At 72.3% G+C, this 14174-nt stretch carries 19 protein-coding genes; 14 read left to right on the top strand and 5 right to left on the bottom strand.

What is annotated here, in order from left to right:
* Nucleotide 1 precedes the first annotated feature (1 nt).
* On the bottom strand, nucleotides 2-139 hold the full coding sequence (locus IEQ44_RS04105) for a hypothetical protein (RefSeq protein ID WP_193637159.1): 138 nt from the start codon (nucleotides 137-139) through the stop codon (nucleotides 2-4).
* Here IEQ44_RS04105 and dapE point away from each other — a divergent pair.
* The 7 genes from dapE to IEQ44_RS04070 all read left to right on the top strand — a co-directional run bounded on the left by dapE (nucleotide 138) and on the right by IEQ44_RS04070 (nucleotide 5009).
* A complete protein-coding gene (dapE, locus tag IEQ44_RS04100) occupies nucleotides 138-1217 on the top strand; it encodes a succinyl-diaminopimelate desuccinylase (RefSeq protein WP_193637158.1) in 1080 nt (359 codons plus the stop codon). The genes IEQ44_RS04105 and dapE overlap by 2 nt on opposite strands.
* A complete protein-coding gene (locus IEQ44_RS04095; protein ID WP_193637319.1) occupies nucleotides 1217-1981 on the top strand; it encodes an LOG family protein in 765 nt (254 codons plus the stop codon). Before dapE ends, IEQ44_RS04095 begins: the two co-directional genes overlap by 1 nt.
* Nucleotides 1982-2009: 28 nt before the next feature.
* The gene (locus IEQ44_RS04090; RefSeq protein WP_193637157.1) at nucleotides 2010-2279 is read left to right on the top strand and encodes a DivIVA domain-containing protein; all 270 of its coding nucleotides are present in this window, start codon (nucleotides 2010-2012) and stop codon (nucleotides 2277-2279) included.
* Between the two features lie 87 nt (nucleotides 2280-2366).
* Nucleotides 2367-2789: a hypothetical protein gene (locus IEQ44_RS04085; protein WP_193637156.1), complete on the top strand. Its 423-nt coding sequence runs from the start codon at nucleotides 2367-2369 to the stop codon at nucleotides 2787-2789.
* A gap of 134 nt (nucleotides 2790-2923) precedes the next feature.
* Entirely contained in the window at nucleotides 2924-3091 is a 168-nt protein-coding gene (locus tag IEQ44_RS04080) for a DUF3117 domain-containing protein (protein ID WP_121138412.1), read from the top strand.
* Nucleotides 3092-3093: 2 nt separating this feature from the next.
* Entirely contained in the window at nucleotides 3094-4659 is a 1566-nt protein-coding gene (locus IEQ44_RS04075; RefSeq protein ID WP_319804482.1) for a leucyl aminopeptidase, read from the top strand.
* On the top strand, nucleotides 4656-5009 hold the full coding sequence (locus IEQ44_RS04070) for a hypothetical protein (RefSeq protein WP_193637155.1): 354 nt from the start codon (nucleotides 4656-4658) through the stop codon (nucleotides 5007-5009). Before IEQ44_RS04075 ends, IEQ44_RS04070 begins: the two co-directional genes overlap by 4 nt.
* A 27-nt stretch (nucleotides 5010-5036) precedes the next feature.
* Here IEQ44_RS04070 and IEQ44_RS04065 read toward each other — a convergent pair whose 3' ends face one another.
* Nucleotides 5037-5759, bottom strand: coding sequence for an O-methyltransferase (locus IEQ44_RS04065; protein WP_319804481.1), 723 nt, complete (start codon nucleotides 5757-5759; stop codon nucleotides 5037-5039).
* Nucleotides 5760-5919: 160 nt separating this feature from the next.
* Here IEQ44_RS04065 and sigE point away from each other — a divergent pair, with 160 nt between their 5' ends.
* From sigE to IEQ44_RS04050, 3 genes are read left to right on the top strand one after another with little or no spacing between them, the layout of a single operon-like run.
* Nucleotides 5920-6558 (top strand): RNA polymerase sigma factor SigE, encoded by a 639-nt coding sequence (gene sigE, locus IEQ44_RS04060; RefSeq protein ID WP_193637154.1) that lies wholly within the window; start codon nucleotides 5920-5922, stop codon nucleotides 6556-6558.
* Complete coding sequence (locus IEQ44_RS04055; RefSeq protein ID WP_227486885.1) at nucleotides 6558-7034, top strand: hypothetical protein; 477 nt, start codon at nucleotides 6558-6560, stop codon at nucleotides 7032-7034. The genes sigE and IEQ44_RS04055 overlap by 1 nt, the downstream gene beginning before the upstream one ends.
* Entirely contained in the window at nucleotides 7031-8245 is a 1215-nt protein-coding gene (locus IEQ44_RS04050) for a S1C family serine protease (RefSeq protein ID WP_193637152.1), read from the top strand. Before IEQ44_RS04055 ends, IEQ44_RS04050 begins: the two co-directional genes overlap by 4 nt.
* A gap of 6 nt (nucleotides 8246-8251) precedes the next feature.
* On the opposite strand, the gene IEQ44_RS04045 is transcribed toward IEQ44_RS04050, so the two are convergent.
* The gene (locus IEQ44_RS04045) at nucleotides 8252-8500 is read right to left on the bottom strand and encodes a helix-turn-helix domain-containing protein (protein WP_193637151.1); all 249 of its coding nucleotides are present in this window, start codon (nucleotides 8498-8500) and stop codon (nucleotides 8252-8254) included.
* A 90-nt stretch (nucleotides 8501-8590) separates the two neighbouring features.
* On the opposite strand from IEQ44_RS04045, the gene IEQ44_RS04040 reads away from it, so the two are divergent.
* Nucleotides 8591-9247, top strand: coding sequence for a GreA/GreB family elongation factor (locus IEQ44_RS04040; RefSeq protein ID WP_193637150.1), 657 nt, complete (start codon nucleotides 8591-8593; stop codon nucleotides 9245-9247).
* A complete protein-coding gene (locus tag IEQ44_RS04035; RefSeq protein ID WP_193637149.1) occupies nucleotides 9177-10541 on the top strand; it encodes a CpaE/TadZ family protein in 1365 nt (454 codons plus the stop codon). The genes IEQ44_RS04040 and IEQ44_RS04035 overlap by 71 nt, the downstream gene beginning before the upstream one ends.
* Here IEQ44_RS04035 and IEQ44_RS04030 read toward each other — a convergent pair.
* Nucleotides 10504-11823 carry a hypothetical protein gene (locus IEQ44_RS04030; RefSeq protein ID WP_193637148.1) on the bottom strand — a complete coding sequence of 440 codons (1320 nt, stop codon included), beginning with the start codon at nucleotides 11821-11823 and terminating at the stop codon, nucleotides 10504-10506. The two genes, IEQ44_RS04035 and IEQ44_RS04030, sit on opposite strands and share 38 nt — an antisense overlap.
* 1 nt (nucleotide 11824) lies before the next feature.
* Nucleotides 11825-12211: a cupredoxin domain-containing protein gene (locus IEQ44_RS04025; protein ID WP_193637147.1), complete on the bottom strand. Its 387-nt coding sequence runs from the start codon at nucleotides 12209-12211 to the stop codon at nucleotides 11825-11827.
* Nucleotides 12212-12288: 77 nt separating this feature from the next.
* On the opposite strand from IEQ44_RS04025, the gene IEQ44_RS04020 reads away from it, so the two are divergent.
* Both IEQ44_RS04020 and IEQ44_RS04015 read left to right on the top strand, forming a co-directional pair.
* Entirely contained in the window at nucleotides 12289-13794 is a 1506-nt protein-coding gene (locus IEQ44_RS04020; protein ID WP_193637146.1) for a WS/DGAT/MGAT family O-acyltransferase, read from the top strand.
* A complete protein-coding gene (locus IEQ44_RS04015; RefSeq protein WP_193637145.1) occupies nucleotides 13791-14153 on the top strand; it encodes a DUF6912 family protein in 363 nt (120 codons plus the stop codon). The genes IEQ44_RS04020 and IEQ44_RS04015 overlap by 4 nt, the downstream gene beginning before the upstream one ends.
* Nucleotides 14154-14174 lie beyond the last annotated feature (21 nt).

The raw sequence follows: 14174 nt of genomic DNA, 5'->3' as shown, positions 1-14174 counted from the left end.
CTCAGCCGTCGACGTGGGGACGACTGCGCCACGGAGTCGTCGTCGCACGGGGCACCCAAGGGGTCGCGCACATGAACGCGACCCGGTTGGCGGCCCGTCTGGCCTGACTCCGGGGGCGGGCCTGATTGGATGGCCCCATGGCCTCCATCGACCTGACCACCGACGTCGTCACGCTGACCGAGCAGCTGGTCAACGTCTTCTCCGTGAGCCACCAGGAGGCAGAGATCGCCGACGCGGTCGAGGCCGCCCTGCGCGAGCTCGGCCACCTGGAGGTCACTCGCCGTGGCCACACGATTGTGGCCCGCACCCACCTGGGCCGCGCCGAGCGGGTGGTGCTCGCCGGCCACCTCGACACCGTGCCGCTCAACGACAACCTGCCGGCCCGGCTGGAGGACGGCGTCCTCCACGGCCTCGGCACCTGCGACATGAAGGGTGGCGTCGCGGTCATCCTGCGGCTCGCCGCGACGCTGGTCGAGCCCGACCGTGACCTCACCTTCGTGCTCTACGAGGCCGAGGAGGTCGCCAGCGTCCACAACGGCCTGCGCAAGCTCTCCGTCGACGAGCCCGAGCTGCTCGCGGCCGACTTCGCGATCCTGATGGAGCCCTCCAACGCCGGCGTCGAGGCTGGGTGCCAGGGCACCCTGCGCGCCGTCGTGCGTACGCACGGAGAGCGTGCCCACCCGGCCCGCAGCTGGCGCGGGGTCAACGCGATCCACGCCGCGGGGGCGGTCCTCGACCGGCTGCGCGGCTACGAGGCCCGCCGTCCCGTGATCGACGGGTTGGAGTACCACGAAGGCCTGAACGCCGTCGCGATCTCGGGCGGAGTGGCCGGCAACGTCATCCCCGACCTGTGCGAGGTCACGGTCAACTTCCGGTTCGCGCCCGACCGCAGCGAGAGCGAGGCGGAGGAGTGGTTCCGGGAGTTCTTCGACGGCTTCGAGGTGGAGGTGGTCGATCTCGCGCCGGGCGCCATGCCGGGCCTCGAACGTCCGGCTGCCCAGGCCTTCGTGCAGGCGGTTGGGGGCCAGGTCGGCCCGAAGTTCGGGTGGACCGACGTCGCTCGCTTCACCGTGCTCGGGGTGCCGGCGGTCAACTACGGGCCCGGCGACCCGGTGTATGCGCACAAGCAGGACGAGCACGTGCGCGTCGAGGAGATCGTCTCCTGCGAGGAGACGCTGCGGACGTGGTTGACCTCCGGCGAGGCAGGGGGCGCCTGATGGTGATGGACAAGTACCGCGGCCCGATGCGGCTGCGGCGGGGCCAGGTCGACCACACCACCCACGACCAGCGGCTGCTCGACTCGCGTGGCCCCTCCGACTGGGTGCACACCGACCCATGGCGCGTGATGAGGATCCAGGCCGAGTTCATCGAGGGTTTCGGCTCGTTGGCCGACCTGGGCCCGGCGATCTCCGTCTTCGGCTCGGCGCGCACGCCCTCCGACCACCCGTGGTACGCCCTGGGTGAGGAGGTGGGGCGGTCGCTGGTCGCCGCCGGCTTTGCCGTCATCACCGGCGGTGGCCCCGGGGCCATGGAGGCGGCCAACAAGGGCGCCAGCGAGGCCGGGGGTGTCAGCGTCGGCCTGGGCATCGAGCTGCCCTTCGAGGCGGGGCTGAACCCGTGGGTCGACAAGGGCATCAACTTCCGTTACTTCTTCGCCCGCAAGACGATGTTCGTGAAGTACTCCCAGGGGTTCGTGGTCCTGCCCGGCGGCGTCGGCACCCTCGACGAGCTCTTCGAGGCCATCACCCTGGTGCAGACCGGCACGGTGACCTCGTTCCCGATCGTGCTGGTGGGAGTCGATTACTGGAGCGGGTTGCTGGACTGGGCGCGCGAGAAGATGCTCGGGCACGGCATGATCAGCCCCGACGACCTGGACCTCGTCGTCCTCACCGACGACGTCGGCGAGGCCGTCGACCGGATGGTGAGGGCCCGGGAGGAGCGCGCCATGCGTCCTCCCGAGCGTCGGGGACAGTGGGACTGAGGGTGCGAGCCCAGGAGGAGAAGGTCGGATGATGTGGGTGTTCGCGATCTTGGTGGGTCTGGTCCTGGGGGTCGTCGCGACCGTCGCAGCGGGCAAGGTGGGTCACCTGCCGCCCGCCGAGACCAGCTCCCTGCCGGCCCGTGACGTGCCCCTGGACGCCGAGGCGCTGCGTGCGACCCGCTTCTCGTTGGCCCTGCGCGGCTACCGGATGGACGAGGTGGACGCCCTCCTCGACCGCGTCGCCGCTGAGTGGGACTCACGCCCCCACCGAAATGGTCGTGAAGTCGAGAATTCCTGACCATTTCGGTAGGGGCGTGACGCCGGCGGGGGTGACCGGCTGGCGAGACGTGGCGGGTCGCGGCCGCGGTGGGGCAGACTGCGGCCTGTGTCACCTTCTGTCATCGTCTGGGTCCTCAGCCTGCTGGCTGCGGTCGTCGTCGCGCTGACCCGCGTCCGACTGGGGCGCGAGCAGGACGACGGCACCACCGCGGTGAGCCGGGCCATCCTCAACGTGCACACCGCCGTGGGCACCGCTGCCGTCGTCGTGTGGGCGGTCTTCCTCGTCTTCGCTCCCCGGACGCTGCTGGGCGGCGACCTGGTGGGTCTGCTGGGCCTCGGGCTGTGGTGGGTCACCGCTGGCGCCGGCATCGGCCTCCTGCTGCGCTGGCTGCCCTCGCGCGGCAAGCACACCAGCGCCGTCGTCGAGGACGACTGGGCGGAGGGTCCGGGGTTGTCGATGCTCGCCCACCTCGGTCTTCTGCTCGGCGTGCTCGTCTTCACGTGGGCGTTCGCCACGGGCACGGTCTGACCCCCGCCGTCGCCCAGGACCGTCGCGCAGGGTGGGCCTGTGGTGCGGGTCACCCGACCGATGGGGGATAATGGGCGCACGCACAATCCCTGCGGCGCTCGAGCCGCAAGACCACAGGAAGCAGAGGTGCGCTCATGGCGGCCATGAAGCCGAGGACTGGCGACGGACCGTTGGAGGTCACCAAGGAGGGGCGCGGCATCGTGATGCGGGTTCCGCTCGAGGGTGGCGGCCGGCTGGTCGTGGAGCTCAACGCCGAGGAGGCTGCGGCCCTCGGTGACGCCCTCAAGGACGTCGTCGGCTGATCGTGGCCCCGTCCTCGGCCCCCGTCCTGCCCGCCCAGGTCTCTCCTCCTGAGTTCGCCCTCGTCTCCGCGCTGCCCCACGACATCGGTGGGGTCGAGTGCCTGGCGCTGCCCCTGAGTCCCGTGTCCGAGGACGACGCCGCGCCGGGCGCCCTGCCCGGCGTCGGTACGTCCGAGGCCGCCGAGGCGCTCGGCATCGACCTGCCCGCGGTCCTCGAGGCCACGGGGGCCACGGGCCGCGCCGGCGAGGTCACCAAGGTGCCGGTGCTCGTCGACGACCTGCGCCTGGTCGTGCTGGTCGGCGTGGGCGACGGCAGTGCCACGGCCATGCGTCGTGCGGGTGCCGCCCTGGCCCGCGCGGTCAAGGACCGCGAGAGCGTCGCCACCAGTGTCTCCTCCGGCGCCACCGGTCCGGAGTTCGAGGCCTTCGTCGTCGGGTTGATGCTCGGCTCCTTCGGCTTCCACTGGCGTTCGGCCGGTCCGCGTGAGCGTCCGGTCGCCAAGGTGGTCCTCTGCGCGCTGACCGAGGGCGCCGACGGTGACCTCGGCGACCGTCTGGCCCAGGCCCTCACCGTGGGCGGGGCTGGGTGGCGGGCCCGGATGCTGGCGACGGTGCCCTCCAACGTGAAGAACCCGGTCTGGATGGCCGAGCAGGCCGTCGAGATCGCCGGGGCAGCCGGCCTCGAGGTGACGGTGCTCGACGAGGGTGCCCTCGCCGAGCAGGGGTTCGGAGGTCTCCTCGCGGTGGGCCGCGCCTCGGCCACCCCTCCGCGCCTGGTGCGCCTCGACTACACGCCGGTCAGCGACGCGACCGACGGCCTGCCGCACGTGGTGCTGGTGGGCAAGGGCATCACCTTCGACACCGGCGGCCTGAGCATCAAGCCGGCCGAGGGCATGACGACGATGAAGCGGGACATGACCGGAGCCGGCGTCGTGCTGGCCACCCTCGCAGCACTTCCCGACCTGCGCTGCCCGGTGCGCGTCACCGGCCTGCTGGCCCTCGCCGAGAACGCGGTGGGCGGCGACGCGATGCGGCCCGGTGACGTCATCACCCACTACGGAGGGCGCACCTCCGAGGTCAACAACACCGACGCCGAGGGCCGGCTGGTGCTGGCCGATGCGATGGCGTACGCGGTCGCGGAGCTCGCGCCTGACGTGCTGGTCGACGTAGCGACGCTGACCGGCGCCATGAAGGTGGCCCTGGGCCTGCAGACCGGCGGCTTCTTCGCCACCGACGACGGCCTCGCCGGGCGTCTGCGGCGGGCCGCGGAGGACGCCGGTGAGCCGCTGTGGCGGATGCCGCTGGTCGACGACTACGAGGAGCGGCTGGAGTCGAAGGTCGCCGACGGCGACAACGCGGCCGGTGGCGCCGGCGCGATCACGGCCGCCCTCTTCCTGCGTCACTTCGCCGGCGACGTGCCGTGGGCCCACCTGGACATCGCCTCGGTCGGCGACTCGTCGGGTGATCGCCACGAGTGGACTCCCGGACCGACCGGGTTCGGAGCCCGTCTCCTGCTGGAGTGGCTCCGCGCACCAGAACCCCTCGACGGCATCGGAGGCCGCCCGTGACGACACCAACCCTCAAGGGACTCACCGTGCGGTGGTCGCTGACGCAGGCTCCCGCAGGAGCCGCGCAGGCGCTGCGCGACTACGTCGCGGAGACCTCGCACTCCCGGTTCACGGGCATGGCGGGTCTGCGCTTCAAGACGTGGCGGATGCGCGAGGGGGAGTGGTTCGAGGGCACCTACGTCTTCGCCTCCGACCAGGCACGTGACGACTTCGAGCGGGAGTTCCGCGCAGGGGCCGACGAGGCGCCCGGGTCGAAGCTGGTCGGATCGGGCCCGGTGCTCATCGAGCCGTGGGAGGTCGTGGCGGTCGCCGAGGGCTGGGACGGCTTCGCCGCCTCCCCTCGCGGCTGAACGAGCCGGGGCGCGCGGGCGCTGGCCTCAGGCCTCGCCCGCCCACTCCTTCTTGGCCACGAGCAGGCCGTCGCCGACGGGCAGCAGCACAGGCACGAGGTCGTCGTTCTCCGAGATGAGGCGGCTGAGCTCACGGATGGCGTTGGTCTCGGGGTCGCGCTGCGCCGGGTCGGCCACCCGGTCGTGCCACAGGGCGTTGTCGAAGGCGACGACGCCACCGGGCCGCAGCAGGCGCAGCGCCTCGGCCAGGTAGGCGGAGTACTCCCGCTTGTCACCGTCGCAGAAGACCAGGTCGTAGTGACCGTCGGTGAGTCGGGGAAGCACGTCGAGCGCCGCGCCGGAGATCGTCCGCGCGCGCTGCGGGGGCACACCGGCCTCGGTGAAGGTCGCCTTGGCGAGGCGCTGGTGCTCGGCCTCGATGTCCACCGTGGTGAGGACCCCGTCGGGCCGCATGCCGCGCAGCATCCACAGGCCGGAGACGCCGGTGCCCGTGCCGATCTCGACGACCGTCCGCGCGTCGAGCACGGCGGTGAGGAACCGCAGCGCGGCACCGGTGCCGTTGCTGACGGGGGAGACTCCCACCTCCTCGGCGCGCGCACGGGCGGCCAGCAGGACCTCGTCCTCGGTGATGAACTGCTCGGAGTGGTTCCAGCTCGCGGGCTTGAGCGGAGCGGTGATGACGGCCTCCTCGGTCGGACCCGGCTCCAGGGTGGTGGCCGGGGCGCGCATCGTCGCCGCGGGCGGCGGCACGTCAGGGACTCTATCGCGAACCGGGGCCCGATCGCCGAGCAGCGGCGGGAACCTCCGGCATGCCTCGGACGTTGGACTGCTCGGGTGAAGTTCTTGTGCCGCTCACAGGTTCCTCTCAGCCCGTCGATCTAGCCTCGAACCACGAGCACAGGAGGACCAGGTGTTCGGACGACCGCACCGCCCGCGCCGGGAGGAGGAGACCGTGGAGCCCACGCCCCCCTCGTCGAGCGCGCAGGACGTGCCCAGCTGGGACGAGGTCGTCAGCCTGCACTCCGACCGGGTCTTCCGGCTGGCCTACCGCCTCACCGGCAACCGTCACGACGCCGAGGACCTCACCCAGGAGGTCTTCGTCCGGGTCTTCCGCAAGCTCGACACCTACTCGCCGGGCACCTTCGAGGGGTGGTTGCACCGCATCACCACCAACCTCTTCCTCGACCAGGCCCGCCGCCGCCAGCGCATCCGCTTCGACGCGCTCTCCGACGAGCGCGCCGCGCGCCTGACCTCGTCGTCTCCCTCGCCCGAGGCCGCGATGACCGACCAGACCTTCGACGACGACGTCGAGCGGGCGCTCGCCACCCTGCCTCCCGACTTCCGGGCTGCGGTGGTGCTCTGTGACGTGGAGGGCCTCTCCTACGAGGAGATCGCCGAGATCATGGACGCCAAGCTCGGCACGGTGCGCTCACGCATCCACCGGGGGCGCGCCATGCTGCGCAGCGCCCTGGCCCACCGCGCGCCGGTCGACGGCCGCGAGCGCTACTCCGGTCCCGTGAGCGTCTCGGCGACGGGCCACCAGCCGTGATGGGCCACCTGGGCAGTCGGGTCACCGCCCTGCTGGACGGACGTCTCACCCCCGCCGAGGAGGAGCGCGCCTGGGACCACGTGCACGCGTGCCACCCCTGCCGGGACGCGGTGGAGCGCGAGGGATGGGTCAAGACGCGCCTCGTCTCGCTCGGGCACTGCCCCACTCCGTCGTCGCCGTCGCTGCGGGAGACGCTGCTCAGCGTCGACCCCGGGCGGCGCCCGGTCTACCCGGAGACGTTGCCCGACACCTCCCCGGCACCTCGGCACCGCCACCTCGTCGCCCTTGGCGGCAGCGCCGTGGGCATGGCGGTCCTCGGCGTGGTGGCCCTGGGTGCCGCGCCGGCCAACGCTCCCCACCTCGACCGGCGTGGACCGGTGACCAGCGTCGTGCCGCCGCACTCCTCGCCGTCACCCACGCCGACGTCCACCTCCTCCGTGCGTCATTGGGTGGTTCGCGAGACAATCGCTCCGTGATCCAGGAGCCGACCCCGTCCGGAGACTTCGAGCAGGCCCGCCCCGCCGTGCCCTACGGCCCTGCGCTCCCTCCGGCGTACGGGCAGGTGCCCCACCCGCCCCACGCCCCTTCGCACCTGCGTGAGTCGACGCGCCCCGGGGTGCCGGGGTGGATCTGGCCGGCGGTCGCGCTGCTCTCCTTGGTGCTGGGTCTCGTCGGTGGTGCCCTGGGAGCGGGGCTGCAGGAGCGTCTCGACGCACCTGGGCTCGGTCTGGGGTCGACCGGCACCCGCAGCGCGCCGCCGTTGGAGGCCGGCAACTCCTCGGTCGCCGCGGTGGCGGGTGAGCTGCTGCCCAGCACGGTGCAGGTACTGGCCTCGAGCGGCGACAACTCCGGCACGGGCTCCGGGTTCGTGCTCGACACCTCCGGCCACGTGGTCACCAACAACCACGTGGTGGCGGCCGCTGCCGACGGCGGCCGGGTGCAGGTCGTCGACCACCGGGGACGCGTGCACGAGGCCGAGGTCGTGGGCCGCAGCCAGGTCTACGACCTCGCGGTCCTGAGGGCGGACGGCGTGGAGGGCATGGAGCCGGCCTCGTTGGGCTCGTCGGTCGACCTGCTCGTCGGTGAGCCCGTCGTCGCCTTCGGCGCCCCGCTCGGTCTGAGCCAGACGGTCACCTCGGGCATCGTCAGCGCCAAGGACCGGCCGGTCACGACGGGGTCGGAGTCGGATGCCAACTCCTTCATCAACGCCGTGCAGACCGACGCGGCCATCAACCCCGGCAACTCCGGTGGCCCGCTCGTCGACATCCAGGGCCGCGTGGTGGGGGTCAACACCGCCATCGCCACGACCGGCGGGTTCCTCGCCGAGTCCGGCAACATCGGGGTGGGGTTCGCGATCCCGATCGAGCAGGTCAAGGTCACCGCCGACCAGATCCTGCGCACCGGGGAGGCGCGCTACCCGGTGATCGGGGCCCGGGTCGACACCCGTTCCGAGAACGAGCTGGCCGGGGCCGTCATCAGCGAGGTGATGAGCGGGTCGCCCGCCCAGAGCTCGGGACTGCGCGACAACGACCTGGTGGTGGCTGTCGACGGCACCCGGGTGACCGACGGCATCGCCCTGATCGTCCGGATCCGCACCTTCCAGCCCGGTGACACCGTGGAGTTCACGGTGCGGCGCGGTGGCGACGAGCGCACGGTCTCGATCACCCTGGGGTCAGAGGTCGGCTGAGGCCTCTCACTCCTGGGAGGCGCGCCCGGCGTCTGCCTCGACGAAGGGGTGGTCGTCGACGAAGGCCTTGGTCTGGGCATACATCTGCTCGATGAACGACTCCAGCACGCTCGCCTCGACGCGCCACTGACCGCGGCCGCCGATCTTGATGGCGGGGAGCTCACCGCGGCGCACGAGGGCGTACACCTGGGCGCTGGAGGTGTTGAGCACTTCGGCCACGTCGGCCAACGTGAGGAAGCGCGGGGTCCCACTCATCCCTCCATGGTGCCACTTCGACGCCCATACACAAGGGGGAAACCGGGAGGCTGTGGACAGCGACGGCAGCAAACCGGTCGAGGCGCCAAGATGTCACCCGTGAGACTGGCTTCCACAACCAACGAGATCCCTCCTGCCCAGCGCGGTGCGCGCCCCGGGTGGCGTGATGCACGCCTCTGGGTCGGCATCGTCCTCGTGGTCGGTTCCGTCGTGCTCGGGGCGAAGGTCGTCGGGTCGGCCGACGACACCGTGACGATGTGGGCGCTGCGCTCCGACAAGGCGGCGGGCGAGGTCATCACGCCCGCCGACCTCGTCACGTCGCGGGTCCACTTCGACGACTCCGCCGACGCGGCCAGGTACTTCACGGCCGCCGACACCCTGCCCGCGTCGCGGCACCTCGTCCGTCCAGTCGGCGCGGGCGAGCTGCTGCCCCGGGCCGGGCTCGGCGACGCCGACCCCGACACGGCGCGGGTCTCGGTCTCGGTGCCCGCAGCGCACCTGCCTCCCGGTCTCGGCGCGGGCAGCCGGATCGACCTGTGGGTGGCTCCGGCCGGCACCGGTGAGGGGCGTGCCCGCCCGGCGGCCCGCGACGTGGTCGTGCTCGAGGTGCCGCCCCCGTCGGTCGAGCTGAGTGGGGCCGGGGGAGAGCGCCAGGTCGTGCTCGCGGTGCCTGACCGTGGCGACACGCTCGCCGAGGTCCTCACCGCCAGTGGCGGCGGCCGCCTCATGGTCGTGGGGCGGGGCTGACGTGCGCTGCGTGCTCGTGCTCGCCTCCGGAGCTGCGTGGGAGTCCGGGGCGCTCGAGGTGCTGGGAGAGGCCTCCGGCCTGGTCGTGCTCAAGCGGTGCGTCGACGTCGACGACCTGATGGCCACCGCGGCCACCCAGCAGGCCGACCTGGCCGTCGTGTGCGCCGAGGCGCCGGGCCTGGACGGCTCCGCGGTCCGTGCCCTGGCCCGTCACGGCGTCGGTGTCGTGGCGGTCACCCCGCAGCTGGCCCGCGAGGACCAGGCCGCACGGCTCGCGCACGCCGGTGTGGCTGCGACGGTGGTGCAAACCGAGCTCTCCACGTTGCCCGGCACCCTGCTCGCGCTCGGCGACCAGACGTCGGGACCCGAGGCCGTGCGGGTGCCGGAGCCGCGGGCGCCCGGACCCCCGACCCCCGAAGACGTCGCCGAGGCCGGAGCCGAGCCGCCCACTGCACCGGGCCGGGTCGTGGTGGTCTGGGGACCCGCGGGTGCCCCGGGGCGTACGACCGTGGCCACGGCCCTGGCCGGCGAGCTGGCGTCGCGTGCCCGGCCGACGCTGCTCGTCGATGCCGACCCGCACGCCTGCGTGGGCCAGCACCTGGGAGTGCTCGACCAGGTCTCCGGGCTGCTGGTCGCGGCCCGTGGCAGCTCGGCGTCACTGGGTGAACGACTGCCGTCGGCAGCTCGACGGGTCGACGACCACCTCGCCGTGCTGACCGGGCTGCCGCGGCCCGAGCGCCAGCACGAGGTGCGCGAAGGAGTGCTGGGCGAGGTGCTGGAGGTGGCGCGTGAGCGGGGTGACGTCGTCGTCGACACGGGGGCCGAGCTGACCTCGGCACAGGGGTGGCGTGAGGGCACTCTCGGCCTGGCCCTGGAGGCGCTCGAGGCGGCCGACGAGGTCGTCGTGGTGGGCGCGGCCGACCCCGTCGGGCTGGCCCGACTCGCGCGCGGGTTGGTCGAGCTGCGCGAGGAGTGGGGTGAGACCCCCGTCCGCGTGGTCGTCAACCGGATGCGTCCCTCCCTCGGGTGGTCGCGCAGCGACGTGCAGGGGATGGTCGACGGCCTGGCCCGGGTGCGGTCGTTGCACTTCCTGCCCGACGACCGGGTCGCCGTCGACCGGGCCCTCGTGGCGGGTCGCAGCGTTGCCGCGGAGCGTGCCAGCGCGGTGGCCGGGGGCGTACGCGAGCTGGTCGACGCCGTCTGGCCCGACACCGCGGGCGCGGTGCCGGCCGACGCACGGGGGCGACGTGGGCGCCTCAGCCTGCGAAGAGCAGGTACAGCCCACCCGCGGTGAAGGCGACCATGGCTGCCAGCAGCGAGAGCTGGCCGGTGACGTGGTGACGCTCGGGCAGCAGGTGCACCGCCCGGTCGTGGGAGGCGACGGCCCCCAGGACGTGACCGGTGACCACGGCGACGACCTTGAGCACGGCCAGGGCGGTGGCCTGGTAGATCAGCCAGTTGTTGACCGCCCAGTCGCCGGTGCCGAACCAGTCGTCGCCGCGTGAGAGCGGGTCGCTCATCTGGATCAGGGTCTGCTGACCCATGAAGACGAAGTACGAGAAGTAGTGGGCCACCATGTAACCCACCACGATCGGCATCATCGAGTGCGCGAAGCGGCGGGGCAGGTCGCGCCGGCGGGTGGTGTGGTCGACGCCCGTGGCCATCGTGCCCACCGTGAGGATCGCCCCGGCGAGCAGCACGAAGCCGAGCAGGGCGAGGTTGGTGACCAGCGTCTGGTCGACGTCGCTGCCCTGCACGTACTGCACGAAGGGCGGCGACTCGCGGAAGGAGTCGTAGGCCGTGCTGCCGAGCAGGACGGCCATGACGGCGGCCAGTCCGGGCAGCGGAGTGGTGGTGGCCAGGTTGCGCAACGGGGAGAGCAGCACCAGCTCCCCGTCGCGGCGGCCCCACACCGAGAGCTTGGCGAGCAAGGAGGAGTAGACCTCGAAGGGGTCGGCCCGGCCCAGGAACCGGGTGCCCCAGACCAGGGCGCCCATCACCATGGCCACGCCGTAGACCACCAGCCACAGGCGCAGGGTGCCGAGCATCGTCTGGCTGGGGGAGACGAGCTCCAGCCACACGAAGGCGTACAGCCCGATCGCCGCCGGCCACAGGCCCCACTTCTCCGGCAGCGGGAGGACCCCCTCCTCGGGGTCGGTGCGCAGCAGCTTGGACAGGAGCCACGCGATGCTCCGCCAGGGGCTGAGCGCCTTCCAGACCGGACCGAGGGCCAGGCTGAGCGGGACGATGCCGACCCACAGGAGCACGTAGACGATGCCGAAGACGGGGTTGGTCAGCCGGTCCTCACCGGCCAGGAGCGTGAGGGCGACGTAGCCGAAGGCCGCCAGCCCCAGCAGCCGCACGGCGACCAGGAAGGCGGTGGAGTCGACGACACGCTGGATGCCGGGCACCGGGCGACCGAGCACGGCCCCCTCGAAGCGCGGACGACGCCACGCGGTCGCGAGCACGACGAACGAGATCACCAGCGCGAGCACCGCGCCCGCGGTGGCGTACTCCGCCGGGATGGGCAGGTCCTTCGCCCCGCCCAGGCCGTGGGCGGAGATCACGGGAGACACGTCAGCGCACTTCGAGCTGGAGCACGACCAGGTCGGGGTCGTGCATCTCGACCTCGACGACGCCCGGCTGGTCGATGGTCGCGTCGATCACGGTGGTTTCGTCGGCGCTGAACTCCCACTCCTGCTCGGGGGTGGAGTGCACGTGGAGCGCACCCTCGCGGTCGGAGGTGATCTCCACGGTGAAGGGCTCTCCGGCCCCGACCTCGAACCGCTCACCCATGGGGGTGACCTCGTCGTCGGTGATGCTGACCTGGATGACCTGCGGGTCGTCGCCGTCGGCCGTCTCCTCGGCCTCGCCGGAGCAGGCGCCGAGGGCGAGCGAGGCGACCATCGCCAGGGCCGCACCTCGCACCGCGTGACGTCGGAAGGGGGACAGGCGGGCAGACATCTGGGCGGCACTCCTCGGCGTCGGGTTCTTTCTGTCAGAATCCCATGACGACACAAGGCGTTGACGGAAGGGTTCACATGAATGAGCGGCTGCGGCCGCGGGACCGGGCCTTCCTGGCCATGGATTCGGCAACGACCCCGCTGCACAACGCGACCCTCGAGATCTTCGAGGGTGGCACGGGGTTCGACCACGCCCGCGCCCTCGCTCTGGTGGCCGACCGGATCTCCTACGTGCCCCGTTATCGCCAGCGCCTCCTGCAGGTGCCCGGCCAGATCGCCAACCCGGTCTGGGTCGACGACACCGACTTCGACCTGAACTTCCACGTGCGCCGCTCGGCGCTCCCGCGCCCGGGCACGATGGACCAGCTGCGCGAGCTCACCGCCCGGATCGTCTCCCGGCCCCTCGACCGCAGTCGTCCGCTGTGGGAGATCTACGTCATCGAGGGCCTGGAACACGGTCGGGTGGCCATGCTGTCGAAGTCGCACCAGATCCTCGTCGACGGCGTCGAGACCGTCGACCTGGGTCAGGTCGTCCTCGACGTCCACCCCGACCAGGGACCGTTGGGCCACGACGACGACTGGCAGCCGCGGCGTACGCCCTCGCCGGCCTCCCTGCTGCTCGGTGCGGTTGCCGACAACCTCGAGTCCCCCCGCACCCTGGTCCAGACCGCGCGCAGCGGGGCGGGCGCGGTGCAGCGGCGGACGAGCGCGACGGCCGAACGCCTCGGGCAGCTGGCCAACGTCTTCTCCTCCGGTCGTCCCACCCCGACCTCGCCGGTGCTCGGTGAGCTCTCCCAGCAGCGACGGATCGTGACCGTCTGCACCGACCTGGCTGACTACCGCACCATCCGCCGGGTGCACCAGACGACGGTCAACGACGTCATCCTCGCCACGGTCACCGGGGCACTGCGTGGCTGGCTGATGACTCGCGACGAGGCCCTGCACGGCATCCGCAAGCTCAAGGCCCTGGTGCCGATGTCGGTCATCGACGACGAGCTCGAGGCCACCCAGCTCGGCACCCAGGTGATCGGCCACGAGGTCAACCTGCCGGTCGGTGAGGTCAGCCCGGTGGTGCGGCTGCTCCAGGTCAGCTACAGCTTCAACGGCCACAAGGAGACCGGTCGGGCCGTCGGAGCGCAGCGGCTCACGGGCATCGCCGGCTTCGCCCCGACCACCTTCCACGCGCTCGGGTCGCGCGTGGCGGCGCGGGAGATGCGACGCGGCTACCAGGTCTCGGTCACCAACGTGCCGGGACCGCAGTTCCCCCTCTACGCCGCGGGGGCGTTGATGTCGGAGAGCTACCCGATCCACCCGTTGCTCCCCGGCCACGCCCTCTCGATCGGGGTGACCTCCTACGACGGCCGGGTCTTCTACGGCATCACCGCTGACCGCAACCTCGTGCCCGACGCCGACGTGATCGGCCAGTGCCTGCTCGAGGCGTTGGAGGAGTTGAAGGACACCGCCACGGACGTACGCCCCCGCGCGCCGCGCGGCCGCAAGAAGTCGAGCGCGGCCAAGCGGACCACGAAGTCGGCGACCGCCCCGAAGCGGCCGTCCGCCTCGCGGCCCAAGGATGGCGAGTGAGCGTGCGGGTCTACCTCCCGACCACGCGCGCCGGTCTCGCCTCCCTGGTCGCGGGGGAGGACTGGGCGAGCGTGCAGCAGCGTTCAGGTGACCTGGTCGTCGCCGAGGGCGACTCGGAGGACGAGGAGTACGCCGCGCTGATGACCGCCGCCGACGCCTCCACCGCCCTGGTGGTCGCAGCGGAGGAACCGGGGTTGCGGCGCGTGGTCGTGGTCGCCGAGGTCGACGGGTCCGGGTCGCCGGTGGTGCTGGGCGACGTGGTGGCAGTCCACCTGGACACCGAGGACCGGGCGGTCGACGCCGACCCTGATGACGACCTCGCGTGGTTTGCCCCGGAGGAGCTCGGCCACCTGGCCTGAGGGCGGGATCCTCGCCGCGGA

This window comes from Nocardioides malaquae (genome assembly GCF_015070385.1).
Taxonomy (GTDB): domain Bacteria; phylum Actinomycetota; class Actinomycetes; order Propionibacteriales; family Nocardioidaceae; genus Nocardioides; species Nocardioides malaquae.
This window is presented reverse-complemented; position numbering and strand designations above follow the sequence as displayed.

Excerpts from the sequence above, each read along its gene's own strand:
- IEQ44_RS04025 (WP_193637147.1), bottom strand. The coding sequence starts at position 12,211 with ATGTCTGCCCGCCTGTCCCCCTTCCGACGTCACGCGGTGCGAGGTGCG.
- IEQ44_RS04095 (WP_193637319.1), top strand. The coding sequence starts at position 1,217 with ATGGTGATGGACAAGTACCGCGGCCCGATGCGGCTGCGGCGGGGCCAG.
- IEQ44_RS04020 (WP_193637146.1), top strand. The coding sequence starts at position 12,289 with ATGAATGAGCGGCTGCGGCCGCGGGACCGGGCCTTCCTGGCCATGGAT.
- IEQ44_RS04105 (WP_193637159.1), bottom strand. The coding sequence starts at position 139 with ATGGGGCCATCCAATCAGGCCCGCCCCCGGAGTCAGGCCAGACGGGCC.
- IEQ44_RS04040 (WP_193637150.1), top strand. The coding sequence starts at position 8,591 with ATGTCACCCGTGAGACTGGCTTCCACAACCAACGAGATCCCTCCTGCC.
- IEQ44_RS04055 (WP_227486885.1), top strand. The coding sequence starts at position 6,558 with ATGGGCCACCTGGGCAGTCGGGTCACCGCCCTGCTGGACGGACGTCTC.
- IEQ44_RS04090 (WP_193637157.1), top strand. The coding sequence starts at position 2,010 with ATGATGTGGGTGTTCGCGATCTTGGTGGGTCTGGTCCTGGGGGTCGTC.
- IEQ44_RS04045 (WP_193637151.1), bottom strand. The coding sequence starts at position 8,500 with ATGAGTGGGACCCCGCGCTTCCTCACGTTGGCCGACGTGGCCGAAGTG.
- IEQ44_RS04080 (WP_121138412.1), top strand. The coding sequence starts at position 2,924 with ATGGCGGCCATGAAGCCGAGGACTGGCGACGGACCGTTGGAGGTCACC.
- dapE (WP_193637158.1), top strand. The coding sequence starts at position 138 with ATGGCCTCCATCGACCTGACCACCGACGTCGTCACGCTGACCGAGCAG.